The 12,005-nt window shown below is 70.6% G+C and carries 14 protein-coding genes and 2 pseudogenes; all 16 read left to right on the forward strand.

The genetic code is table 11. The features are described 5' to 3' along the window. The first annotated feature begins 126 nt into the window (after positions 1-126). The 16 genes and pseudogenes from ABZ855_RS47575 to ABZ855_RS47650 all read left to right on the forward strand — a co-directional run bounded on the left by ABZ855_RS47575 (position 127) and on the right by ABZ855_RS47650 (position 11,456). Positions 127-393 carry a hypothetical protein gene (locus ABZ855_RS47575; RefSeq protein ID WP_360820098.1) on the forward strand — a complete coding sequence of 89 codons (267 nt, stop codon included), beginning with the start codon at positions 127-129 and terminating at the stop codon, positions 391-393. A 92-nt stretch (positions 394-485) separates the two neighbouring features. Continuing rightward, on the forward strand, positions 486-1,742 hold the full coding sequence (locus ABZ855_RS47580; RefSeq protein ID WP_360820126.1) for an MFS transporter: 1,257 nt from the start codon (positions 486-488) through the stop codon (positions 1,740-1,742). A 60-nt stretch (positions 1,743-1,802) separates the two neighbouring features. After that, positions 1,803-1,955, forward strand: coding sequence for a hypothetical protein (locus ABZ855_RS47585; RefSeq protein WP_360820100.1), 153 nt, complete (start codon positions 1,803-1,805; stop codon positions 1,953-1,955). Between the two features lie 94 nt (positions 1,956-2,049). After that, a complete protein-coding gene (locus ABZ855_RS47590) occupies positions 2,050-3,273 on the forward strand; it encodes an ATP-grasp domain-containing protein (protein WP_360820129.1) in 1,224 nt (407 codons plus the stop codon). Further along, on the forward strand, positions 3,270-4,427 hold the full coding sequence (locus ABZ855_RS47595) for an MFS transporter (protein WP_360820103.1): 1,158 nt from the start codon (positions 3,270-3,272) through the stop codon (positions 4,425-4,427). The genes ABZ855_RS47590 and ABZ855_RS47595 overlap by 4 nt, the downstream gene beginning before the upstream one ends. Further along, positions 4,424-5,083, forward strand: coding sequence for an HAD-IA family hydrolase (locus ABZ855_RS47600; protein WP_360820106.1), 660 nt, complete (start codon positions 4,424-4,426; stop codon positions 5,081-5,083). Before ABZ855_RS47595 ends, ABZ855_RS47600 begins: the two co-directional genes overlap by 4 nt. Positions 5,084-5,098: 15 nt before the next feature. Beyond that, positions 5,099-5,944, forward strand: coding sequence for a DUF317 domain-containing protein (locus ABZ855_RS47605; RefSeq protein WP_360820109.1), 846 nt, complete (start codon positions 5,099-5,101; stop codon positions 5,942-5,944). 31 nt (positions 5,945-5,975) lie between these two features. Continuing rightward, the gene (locus ABZ855_RS47610; protein ID WP_360820112.1) at positions 5,976-6,836 is read left to right on the forward strand and encodes a hypothetical protein; all 861 of its coding nucleotides are present in this window, start codon (positions 5,976-5,978) and stop codon (positions 6,834-6,836) included. 37 nt (positions 6,837-6,873) lie between these two features. Further along, positions 6,874-7,713 (forward strand): DUF317 domain-containing protein, encoded by an 840-nt coding sequence (locus ABZ855_RS47615; protein WP_360820132.1) that lies wholly within the window; start codon positions 6,874-6,876, stop codon positions 7,711-7,713. 19 nt (positions 7,714-7,732) lie between these two features. After that, the gene (locus tag ABZ855_RS47620) at positions 7,733-8,224 is read left to right on the forward strand and encodes a hypothetical protein (RefSeq protein WP_360820114.1); all 492 of its coding nucleotides are present in this window, start codon (positions 7,733-7,735) and stop codon (positions 8,222-8,224) included. Further along, positions 8,116-8,571: pseudogene (locus ABZ855_RS47625) on the forward strand (hypothetical protein); the annotation flags it as partial. The gene ABZ855_RS47620 and the pseudogene ABZ855_RS47625, both read left to right, overlap by 109 nt. Before the next feature lie 138 nt (positions 8,572-8,709). Next, on the forward strand, positions 8,710-8,982 hold the full coding sequence (locus tag ABZ855_RS47630) for a DUF317 domain-containing protein (protein ID WP_360820135.1): 273 nt from the start codon (positions 8,710-8,712) through the stop codon (positions 8,980-8,982). 354 nt (positions 8,983-9,336) lie between these two features. Further along, positions 9,337-9,387, forward strand: a pseudogene (locus tag ABZ855_RS47635) (hypothetical protein); the annotation flags it as partial. Positions 9,388-9,513: 126 nt separating this feature from the next. Continuing rightward, positions 9,514-9,918: a hypothetical protein gene (locus ABZ855_RS47640; RefSeq protein WP_360820117.1), complete on the forward strand. Its 405-nt coding sequence runs from the start codon at positions 9,514-9,516 to the stop codon at positions 9,916-9,918. A gap of 41 nt (positions 9,919-9,959) precedes the next feature. Further along, positions 9,960-10,160 (forward strand): LPXTG cell wall anchor domain-containing protein, encoded by a 201-nt coding sequence (locus tag ABZ855_RS47645; RefSeq protein WP_360820120.1) that lies wholly within the window; start codon positions 9,960-9,962, stop codon positions 10,158-10,160. A 390-nt stretch (positions 10,161-10,550) separates the two neighbouring features. After that, positions 10,551-11,456, forward strand: coding sequence for a hypothetical protein (locus ABZ855_RS47650; protein ID WP_360820123.1), 906 nt, complete (start codon positions 10,551-10,553; stop codon positions 11,454-11,456). Positions 11,457-12,005 lie beyond the last annotated feature (549 nt).

Consider the following 12,005-nt stretch of genomic DNA (forward strand, 5'->3'; position numbering starts at 1 on the left):
GATCCACGGCCGCGACTCCCTTTTCCCCACGGCAAGACCAACGAGGAACCACGCCGACAGTCACATGATCAACAACTTCTGTTAGGACCTCTTAGCCTGACAACGTCCGGCGAGGGGCTGGCCGACGTGTACGACGCACTGGCCCGCTGGGCTCGCCGCCACGCTCTTCCGGCACCGGTGTGTGACTTCACCGGCCGGATCCGGCACACCCTCGCGCTCCTGACCGAGCCACCGGTACTCCCCTCCGAGGGCGGTCCCCAGCGGCTTGCCGACGATCCCGGGGCGAGCGTGGAGGACAGCGCGGGTCTCGCCCGGCTGCGCGGCCTCCTGGAGGAGTGGCTGTACACCAATCCGCAAGTCGTCGGGGTCGCCGATCGAGAGATCGCCGCGTGAGGGCAGGCTCGGCCCGGGACGTCCGCCAACCCGTCCCGTTCCTGGTGCGCGGCGTCTACCTGCCCCGCAGCGCCGACGGCGCAGCGTTCGCCATGGCCACCTACGGTATTCCGCTCGTCGTCGTGGCGACGACGGGGTCGGCGGCGCTGACGGGGCTCGCCTTCGCCCTGGAGTGGCTGCCGCGGCTGGGTGCGTTCACGGTGGCCGGCACCCTCGTGGACCGTCACGGAATCGCCCGCGTCTTCCGCACCGCGTGTGTCCTACGAGCGCTGGCCGTCGCGTTGGCCGCACTCCTGCTGGCCGTCCCCGGCACGGGAGTGCCGACGGTGGTGACGGTGATGACGCTGGCCCCGCTGGCGGGTTTCCTCACCGAGTTCAGCTATGTCGCGGCGGAGACCGCGGGCGGCGAGGCGAGCCGTACGGCCGGAGCCGGGGCGCACCGGGTGCAGTCCGTTCTGCTGGGGATCGACCAGACGGCCATGCTCGCCGGGCCGTTGGTCTCGGGACTACTGCTGGAACACGGCGGACCGGCCGTCATGCTCGCCGCGCTCGCCGCGTTCTCCCTCCTCGCCGCCGCCCTCGCCCCAAGCCACGGAACTGCAGCGAGGATCGCCACGAGCAGCAAAGGCGGACTGCGGACGGGCTGGCGCACGCTACGTGGACTTCCTGCCCTCGCCTGGCTGGTCGGCGGACTTGTCGTCTCCAACGCGGCCGTCGCCCTGCTCCAGGCGGCCATGCCGGTCATCGTGGTCAGCGAACTTGGGCGCTCCAGCGCCCAGGCCGGACTCATCTGGTCCGCCGCGGCCCTTGCCTCGCTGCTCGCGATCACCACCGCCCGCCGGGCGATCGACCGGTGGGGCCTGTGGTCGGTCGGCGCCACAGCCGCCGTGATCGCCGCCACAGCGACCCTCGCCGTCGCCCACACCCACACCTACCGCGGATACCTCCTGCTCATCGCCGTCCTGATGGCCGGCGAGAGCGGCCTCACCGTCGTCCTGCGCACCCTGCGCTCCCACCTCATCCCACCCGATGTGTTCGCCAGCACCCTCGCCGTGACGATCCTGCTGCTCCTGCTGCCCTTCCCGGTGGCCGGACTGCTCGTCGCCGCCGTCCCGGCCGCCCAGCTCGGCCACGCCGTCACCGTGGCCGCCGTCCTGCAAGCCCTCGGCCTCGCGACCGCCTTCACCCGGCTGCGCACCCTGCCCACCGCCTCATGGCACGAGAGGACCCCCGCCGCACATGCCCACCACCATCCAGGACGGACTTCCCGGCCTTCACTTCGCGCACCAAGACGGACCCTCCATCAGCGACCAGTTCCGCGCGTTCGACGCCCAACACCCCTGGGTTGAGCGCGCCCTGGAGGAGCTCGTCGCCGAACGCCTCGGCCAGGGAGCGACACACGGGTCGGAATGAAGGCACTGTTCGAGGCCCTGCGCTGGCGCCACCCCCGCGGCGTGAAGGGCCTCAACAACAGCTACACGGCCCTGTACGCACGCCAGTTGATCGCCGCGCATCCCAACTGGGCTGCCGCGATCGAGACGCGCCGCCGACGCAGCCCGTGAACCCCACTCACCACCCCGCCGACCGCCATTCAGATCTTCGAGGAGCCCGTTCTTGTCCGACCGCCCAGTCGTCCTGGTCGTCGCCGCAGCCGACATGGAAGCCGAGGGATACCGCGGCACCTGCCTGAAATCCGTGGCCGACGCCTACGACGTCGTCCTCATCACTGGCGAGGAGCCCTCGTGGGAGGTGCCGTACATCCGCGACTGCGTCGTCGTAGCGGACCCGACCGATCAGGCGGCGCTGTCCGCGGCCGGCCGGGTGCTGGCCGAACGCCACCGGCCGGCCGGGGTGTTCACCTGGACCGAGTGGTATCTCGTCCCGGTCGCCCGCCTCGCCCGCCAGCTCGGCCTGCCCACCACGGGTCCGGAGGTGATGCAGGCATGCCGCAACAAAGCCACCGCACGCACTCTGTTCGCCCGGCACGGCGTCCCCTCCGCCGTCTCCGTCAGCGTCCAAAACCTCCCGGAGGCGAAGGCAGCCGCCGCGCGGATCGGTTACCCGGTCGTCCTCAAACCCGCCGCACACGCGGCCAGCATCGGTGTCATCCGGGCTGACACCCCCGAACAGCTCGCCGCCGCCTACGAGTTCGCGAACAGGACAGCCGACCGGGGAGTCGAGAATCGCACTGTCCTGGTCGAGGAGTACCTCGACGGGCCCGAGGTCTCCGTCGAAAGTGTCACCTACCGCGGCCAGACCACGATTGTCGCCCTCACCCGCAAGACCGTCAGTGATCCGCCGTACTTCGAAGAGCTGGCGCACTCGCTCGACGCCAACGACCCGCTGCTCGGCGTCGTCGCACCCGCCGCGCGAGCGGCGATCCGCGCGCTCGGGATCACCGACGGCGTCAGCCACGTCGAGATGCGCCTGGTCGACGGCCGCCCCCGCCTCATCGAGGTCAACGCGAGAATCGCCGGCGACATGATCGGCCACCTGGTGAGCCTCGCCACCGGAATCGACCTGCCGCGCGCCGCAGCCGACATCGCCTGCGACCGCGCCCCGGACCTCGCCCCTACCCAGGCGTCGGCCGCCGCGATCCGCCTGATCTATCCGGACACCTCTGGCACCGTCGACCGTCTGGCGTATGAGGGGGAACGCCCGCCGTGGCTGGAGCGGCTCCACTTCCAGCACCACGTCGGCGACGACCTGGTGCTGCCCGCCGACGGGGGCGACATGTTCACCGCCCGCATCGGCTACCTGATCACCACCGGGCCCACCGCCGACGTGGCGCAGGCCCGAGCTGAACAGGCCCTGAGCCACCTCGACGTCCACATCACACCCCGCACGGCCGGCGCGTCCACCGACGAGCGGGTGGCATGAGCCGTTCACCTGCTTCCGCCCGTCGCGAGCGGTTGGTGCTGAGCGGCTACTTCCTGGGCCTCGGCGGGGTTATGGCCATCTGGGGCGCGCGGATGCCCGCCGTCCAGCATGCCGCCCAACTGAGCACCGCACGCCTGTCGTTGGTGCTGCTGGCCGCGGCCCTCGGCATGGTCGCCGGACTCACGGCTGGCGGCCGGCTTGTCCGGCCTGAGCGGCTCCCTGCCCTCCTCGTCGGTGGTGGGGCCGGTCTGGCCGGATGTCTCGCCGTCCTGGGCCAGTGCACCACCCTGGCCTCGCTGCTCCTGGCCGCGCTGGCCTTCGGGATCGCGCACGGAGTCCTGGACGTCGCTCTGAACTCGGCGGCGGTGCGCTGCCAGAACGCCAACGGCCGGCCCATCATGGCGTCCCTGCACGCCGCCTACTCCGGCGGCGCCCTTGGCGGTGCTGCCCTCGCCGCCGCGACGGCCCGCACGCCGCACACCAGCCTCTTCATGGTGACCGGACTGGCCCTGAGCGCCACCGTGCTCGCCACCGCCTCACGCACCCGGGCCCTGTCCGGCACCGGTCAACCAGCAGCGTCCTTCCAGCACGGGGGCGCCGAGGGCCGGCCAGGGCTGTCGGTGGCGAAGCTGTGGCTGCTGGGCGCCCTGGCCGCCGGGATCCTGCTCGGTGAGGGTGCGGCAGCCGACTGGGCCGCCGTCCACCTGCACAGCCTGCACGCCACGGCAGCCGTCAGCGCCACCGCGTTCGCCCTCTACAGCGCCGCCATGATGGCCGGGCGTTTGACCGGCGACAAGCTCACTGCGGCTTTCGGTGCACCCACTGTGGTCCGGGTCGGCGCACTGTTCGCCGCGGCCGGGCTGGCCACCGGCGCGTCGGCCGCCAGCGTGCCACTCGCCCTGGCCGGATGGGCCGTCTTCGGCCTCGGGCTGTCCACCACCATCCCCTCGCTCATCACCGCCGCCGGGGCCGGCGGCCCCAAAGCGGTGGCCACGGTCTCCGTCACCGGCTACCTCGGCCTCCTCGCCGGACCCGCCCTCATCGGCGCCCTCGCCAGCGCCACGTCCCTGTCCACGGCCCTGCTGCTGCCCGCACTGCTCGCAGCCGCCGTCGCCGTCCTCGCCCACCGCGCCCTGGAGAACACCGCCCCTTGACCCGCACCTCCGCACACCCCGGCCTCGACGCTGCGATCCTCGACTACAACGGCGTCCTCGGCCTCCAGCCCACCCCCGACCAGTGGCAGCACCTCGCCCGCACCGCCAACTGGCCCGATCAGGATCTCGCCGGCTTCCAGGACGCCGTCTGGAACGCCCGACCGGCGTACGACGCCGGGCAGTTGAGCGACATGGCGTACTGGGCCACCGTCCTCGGCGCTCACCCGGGCCCATGTCTGCTGCGCCAATTGCGCGACGCCGACACCGAAATGTGGACCACCTCCGACGACCGAGTCCTCGCCGTCCTGGAGCGCGCCCACCACTCAGGGCTGCCCCTGTTCCTGCTGTCGAACGCGCCGCTCCATCTCAGCGACGTCCTCGACGCCACCGACTGGTGCCGCCGGCTGGTGGCCCGCGCCTTCTACTCGGCCCGACTTCAGACGATCAAGCCCGACCCTGCCGCCTACCTGCAGGCCCTGGCCGCGACGGGAGCCCGAGATCCGCGGCGGGTGCTGTTCGTCGATGACCGGGCCGACAACTGCCGGGCCGCCGAAAGCCTGGGCCTGCGGACCCTGCACTTCACAGGCCGGACTACCGACCTCGAAGCAGCTCTTCTCCCAACCTCGGGGCTGATCCGCCTTCCCGAACCCCCTTAACCCTTCAGGACTCTTGTGCCTTCGAACGACGACCTTTGGACTGGCGGGGATGTCTACGTTTCACCCCGCTACCTCGCCGGGCTCCCCGGACACGCCGACCCCAGCTTCGCCCCGGTCGCCCATTGGCCCCACCACCACCTCGACACCGGCGACTGCCAGCTCGTCATCACCTCGCCGGACCACCGCATCCGGATCGGATGGCTTGGCGACAACCACGACACCTGGCTGATCAGCGCGGCCGAGGACCCCGTCTCCCCTCCCCGCTGGACGGCACGCATCAACCAGAACACGCCACCCGAAATCACCGAAGGACTCACCCGCGCCCTCGCCGCCGAGTGGGACGAAGACAGGGACTCCTTCCTCACCTCGCCGTCGCTGTACTGGACGGATGCGGTGCGGCCGCTGCTCGACGCGGGCTGGGACCGAAAGCCCCTCTCGCGCGGCACGGTGGAGATCGTCTCCCCGGACGGGCTGGCTGGAGCGAGCATCGATGTCGTCAGCATGGGACCCGACGCCGAGTTGGTGACCTTGTGGGCCGGACCGCCGGGTTGGGGAACCCGCGCCGAGGCGACCTTCACCGCGCGCACGCCGAAGCACCTGATCGCCGCCACCGCTGTAGCACTTGCCGATCCCACCCCCGTCCTGCGGTACAAGGACTCCCTGGACCCGCGGCTCGCCCAACTGGCCCGGCTCACCCCCGTCACGCCGCCCCGGCCTCCCGCGCCGACCCCGCTGGACATCCAGCGGGCTGCCGCAGCCCGCCGCCCCGTCTCTGTACCGGCCCGCAGCGTGCGCCGATGGACCACAGCCACGCCCCCTCTCGCCCCAGCAGTCCCCTCCCGCCCCGGGCTTCGCCGCTGAACCGCAACCACTCCTGCGAAAGGGCGCCGGTATGGCCCTGCACGCCGAGCAGTTCTTCACCCAGCAGCTCGACCTCACCGACGGCACCGTCATCGGTGACACCTACTACGCCACCCCCCGACCGGACTCCCCACTGCGCCTGCGGATCAGCTTCTCCCGCACGATCCGGGCCGAGGAGTACGACGGTCTGCGGCTGCAGATCCTCCACGCAGAACAGGGCGGCGTCCTGGACACCGTGCTCCTCACGTTCGCGGACCACGCAACTTTCCACAGTCGCGACGCCGCCATCGGCCGTTTCCCGGGATACGACGGCTACGCCAAGCTCCGCGACTGGCACGAGCGCGACGACCCGCCGTGGCAGGGAGCAGCGACCACGAAACTGCGCCGCGCGATCGAGCAGTACACCCTCCTCTGGTTCCCCCAACCCCCGGCGCCACCGCGGCCGGAGACGGCGGTGGCGCAACGGACCTTATCCGGCCATCCGCCGGCTCCGGAACCGAACGGCTTCTGGCTGGTGGATGCGGACTTTCGTAAACGCCTTCGATCGGCCACCCATGTTCTGCTCGACATCGTCGCCGACTGTCTGGACGACGATTTCCGCCTGATCCAGGCCCTCGACGGTGCCCGCTACCACGCCGCCGAACTCCTCGGCATCCCGAACGAATTCGGCGTACTGGCCGAAGCCGAAGCCGCAGCCGAGATCGTCGGCCTCGCCACCGGCTCCCCCTTCACTCCCGCCGTCATCCGGGCCCTGGTCCTCCTCGACCAGCGTCCGGTCGACGACCAGGAACGGGCCGTGAGGGCTGCACTGCGCCGCCGCGCCACCACCGCATCCGCCACGCGCAAGCCCATCCCCGCGCCGCCGCCCCCGGCCTCCGCCCGCACCCGCTGACCCCCTGCCGACCAGGAGCCGCGTGCCACCCGACGACATGACCGACGGAGACGTCTACGTCTCCCCACGCCATCTCACCTGCGCCACCCTGAACAGCCACCACGGCCACGCCCCGCTGGACCGCCTCGGCTGGCCCCTGAACTACGACACCCACGGCAACCTCTACCTGACAGCGCCCGACCGGAAGGTCCGCCTCGGCTTCCTCCCCGAAGGCCCGGACGACGGCCTGTGGCGCATCAACGCCTACGAGGACCCCTTCGGCCCGCCCGCCTGGGGCGTGTGTTTCAACGACAGCTGTCCCACCGAGCTCGTCACCGCCTTCACCACCGCGCTCGCCGTCGCGTACGAGCAGGGCCCCGACGCCTACCTCGCCAAGCCGGTCACCGGAAGCACGGACAGCGACTTCTTCCTGCCGTTCGTTCCGCTCATCACCCGGGGCTGGCCGATCGACCACCCCCGGTGGGGCGTCTTCGCGGTCCAGTCACCCGACCATCTCGCCACCGTGGAATACACCACCGGCGACCTCGACCCGACGGCCGAACTCACCACCCGCGAGGCCCGCTGGCACCTGTGGACCGGCCCCGCCGAACGCCCCCTGTGGTACGCCACCGCCAGCACTGACACCCCCACCGCACTGATCCGCGCCGTCACCGAGACCGTCAGCGACCCCGCGCCCCTGCCTCGCTGGAGACAGGAAACCCACACCTACGCCGAGGGCCTGGCCCAGCTCACCCCCATCCTCCCGCTCGGCCCACCGATCCCGACGCCCCTCGACATCCGGCGCACCGCCTCACGCCGCTCCGCGGCGCTCCCCGCCGCCAGCGTCCCGCGCTGGAGCACCACCAGCCGCCGCGCGCTGCCCGGCCCCCGCCGATGACCATCACCGGAAACCCGATATGCCCTTCCACGCCGACGAGTTCTTCGCCGAGCTGATGCTCCCCTTCCCCCACAGCGCCGTGGTGGGCAACACCTACTACGCAACCCCCACCCCCGACAGCCCGCTGCGCCTGCGCATCAGGTTCACGCCCACCTTCCACGCGGACACCTACGGAGGTCTGCGCGCGGCAGTCGTGCACGCCGACCGGGGCGAGATCGATGCCGTCGTCCTCGGCTTCGTGGACCACGGCACCTTCCACCGCCGTGACGAAGCCCGCAACACCCCCAGCAACAACTCCACCTACGGCACGTTCAACACGCGCTTCCACCGCGCCGGCGTGCCCCCGTGGGAGGGAGCCGTCACCACCCGACTGCGCGAGGCGATCGAGCAGTACACCGCCGTGTGGTTCCCCGGCACGCGGGCCGCGTCCCCACCGAGCCGCCCCGCGGGCCCTACCCCTCACCAGGCGCCCGCCCAGCCGACCTCACCCGGCGGTGGCCGCGCCCGCTGAGGCCCCGTCCGTATCCCCACGCCCTGCTCTCAGCTCTCCGTACGGCCTTCCTCGGCAGGAGCCCCTCCCGTGTTGTCCGACCCCTTCCACGACCTCGACCCCATTCAGACCGTCAAGGTCCTCCCTCGCCACCTGGCCGGCCCCGGTTTGGCGGACCTCCACACGGTCTGGCCCTTCCCCTCGACGAGGACTGGTCACTGCACCAGCCCGAAGAAGCAACGGCCTACGCCACCAGTCCCTGCCTTCGCCTGTGGACCCGCTTCACCCCCAAACCCGAACAGCGAGGCAAGGGGACATGGGCCATCGGCGCCAACCGTGCCCCGTTCGGACAGACCGCCTGGAAGATCACGTTCGACGCCACCACCCCTGTCGAACTGCTCCACGATGTCCACGCCGAGCTCCTCGACCTCCACCGGGAAGGCCACAGCAGGAACCAGGACCGGCTGTTCGACGACCCCACGCCACCCCACGAGGGGTATGCATCGTTGTTCGCCCGTGGCTGGAGCCACGACGTCAAGACCGACGGCACGCAGACCTTCCTCGCGCCCGACGGGATCGCAGGCATCCGGCACCGCTACGCCGCCCGGTACCCCGACAGATCAGCCTGGCGAGCCTGGGGCGGATACCCGAACGAACCGCACTGGCAGGCGCACTTCTCGTTCGGCACGCCCACTACCCTCGTCGCGGCCCTCACCTCCTCAGTCCTCTCCACCGAGCCCTTGCACCGCACCGTCCAGGACGTCCCCCTCCACACCTGACACCACCTCTACGTCGCCACCGCGACCGCCAAGCAGCCGCCCAGACACGCGCCCGCCGCACCGCCGCCCGCAGCCCCGGCCTCCGGCCGGACCCGATGACACCCCCACCACCCGATCAGGAGCCCCCCTTCTCGTGCACGCCTGCTTCGCCCGCAGCGCCGGCCGCTCCGCTGCCTTCGCCGCCACGCTGACCGCCACCCTCACCTGCGCGACGGCCGCGACCGCCCAGCCCACCGAAAGCCGACACCCTCGGCCTCCGCCGCTCCCGTCGGGACACCGGCAACGGATCCGGGCAGTATCGCGATCACCAAGAAGGACACAGCCGGGGAGACCCTCCCAGGCACCGCGTTCCTCCTGCTCGACTCCACCGGCCAGGACGCCGGACGTGGGACGACCGACGCACAGGGGAAGCTGACCTTCCCCGACCTCACTCCCGGCGTCTACCGGCTCAAGGAGACGGACTCCGGCAGCCCGCTCCACGACGTCGCCGCCGACCAGGACGTCATTGTCACCCCCGGCGCGACCGCCCCCGTGACGGTCATCGACCCCTTCAAGCCCGCCCACCTCACCTTCAAGGCGCAGGACAGCAAGACCGGCAAGCTGCTGCCCGGCTCCACCGTCAACATCGGCACCGGCGCCGCGACCCTCCTCACCCTCACGACGGGCCCGAAGGGCACAGCCTCCGGAGACCTGCCGATCTCCAGCCGTACGACGAAGTTCTGGGTCAAGCAGACGAAGGCACCCACCGGTTACCGCCTCTACAAGCCCTTGGACGCTTTGACAGCCACACCAGGGGATCCGGTCACCGTGACGGTCGCCAACTCCAAGACCTCGACAGGGTCGAGCCCCGATCCGACCGAGAAGCCGACGGGTACAGCGACCAGTACTCCGCCCACGTCCGAGGCAAGGCGGCTGACGACACCCCCGGCGGGATGATGTCCACCCGGCCGCACTCCACGGCGTCGGACGCTTACTCCTTGCCCAGCCCGTCAACAGACGCCACCGGTAACGCAACGCCGGAGGCGCTGGTGGGCTCACTGGCCCACACCGGAGCCGACGCCACCGCATGGATCCTCGGGGCAGCAGGACTCCTCGCCGCCAGCGGCATCGGCGCTGTCGCTGCCACCCGTGGCCGACGCACCAGCAGCGACGAGAACACTCAGGCCGGTGAGGACTGACACAACTGCACTACCGCCTGACGGCGACGCCCGGGAGTCCGTACACGGACTCCCGGGCGTCGCCGAATTTTCACCAGGTCAGCGGATGTGGATGGCTGCCATCAGGTAATTGACCCCCGCTGTCGTGAGGGCCACGACGGCAGCTGCTGCGCCGGCCCGAAGGCAATGAAGCAGGAGGCCGCCCTCCGGCTCCTTGGGTCGCTGGCGTGGCCGATGAGGTCGGCTTGGGCGGCGCGTACGGTGGTGCATGTCAGCCCTCCTGGGGTTGTCGGGCCCCGTGCCGCCGACTTCGCGAGAGGGAGCGGCACGGGGTGCTGTGTCTCCACAGTGGGACAGCTGCCCCCGGCAAGTCGCCGTCGGACGTGCCGATCTCGGTGTAAGTTCCAGAACGTGACAGGGTGGCGCGACGCCTGGCCGGCGGGAAGCGCCGTTGACCTGGTCGAGGATGCTCGTACGCTCGGTATCAAGGCGAGTCCGCGCATGGTCACCGACTATGTGGAAAAGGGACTGCTCGCGTCGCCTCTGTTCCGAAAGACGACGCAGCGCGGGAGCGACCGCCGTGTGTTTCCGCCCGAACAACGCCGCCTGTTCCACGAGCTGAACTGCGCCAAACTCCGTTCCCCGCTGGCCCGTGTCCCGCACCGGACCATGATCCCGGTCATTCTCTACCTGTGGTGCCTGGACGACACCGTGGTCACGCACACGCAGGCTCGCCGCGCTCTGCGGACCTACGCACAGAGTGCCGGCCTAAACTCCGACGAGGGACGCCGCAGTACGGCGCGCACGATTGTCGAGCAGTTCGCCCATCCACTGGCCACGACAAGCCAACTCCGCGCCGCACAGCAGTGGATCCGAGAAGGGGAGCGGGCCAGAAGGCCGAACTGGGATGCCCTGGCGGACAGCCTGAGCACGGTCGCCAGCCCGTGGCGCTCGCGTGGTCTTCCGGAGATCGTGCGGGGGATCGGGCCGCCGCACGCGCCCTTCACGACGGACCACGTCGTGGCGAAGTGGGAAGTCGACTGGCAGACCAACCAGCAGTTGGTCGTGGAATCCGTCGACGAGCGCGTGCTGCGGCGCGCCCGGGACGAGCACCGGGACGACTGGCAGCAGTACCAGAGGGTGCGGACCGACTTGGCGTCCCGAGCCGGATCATTGGCACACATCTTCGATCTGCCAGACGGTCAGGAGCAGGCCGCCCGACAGCGCGTGAACGCGTTCGTCAGCATCCTCGGCAACACCCTCGACCTTACCAAGCCGACCTTCGCCCGAGCCCAGGCCAGAGCCCGAGCCCGCTAACAGCGGGGGCGAAGACTCCACCGCATACTCCCGCTTATCACGACCGGCGATACGTCAGAGCTTGCAACACGATCCTGTTGAAGCGCTCGGATCAGGCGGGGCCAAGGCGACTGCTCGGCCGTTCAGGAGGGCGCGCGCGTGCTCGGCCATGGACCGTGGACGATGACGTGCCGATGGCGGTCACACTGCTGCCGTGCCTGGCCGGAGCAGTTGCCGAGACCGTGTCCGGTAAACGGCCCGGTTGAACCCGGACATCTCGGGCAGCGGCTCCCACGAACTGCACTGGTATGGGCCAGTCCTGTGGGCAGATGATTCCGCGCGACCGGCCGAACAGCCAGACTTCTGCCGGACCTTTGCCCGCCCTTTCTTGATTGCTCCCCGCCGTCGGGTGCCGCTGTTCTATCGTCAGATCGGCGAGGCTCACCAGTAGCCAGCACGACGGCCCCAGTTCCGGTATCAACCTGCGTGCCTCACTCGCGGCACGCATCGTCGAACTGGAGGTGAAGCGTTGGGTAAAGGGAAGCACCGCCGCAACACGGAGAAGGGCCG

This window comes from Streptomyces sp. NPDC047042, from assembly GCF_040644035.1.
Classification (GTDB): domain Bacteria; phylum Actinomycetota; class Actinomycetes; order Streptomycetales; family Streptomycetaceae; genus Streptomyces.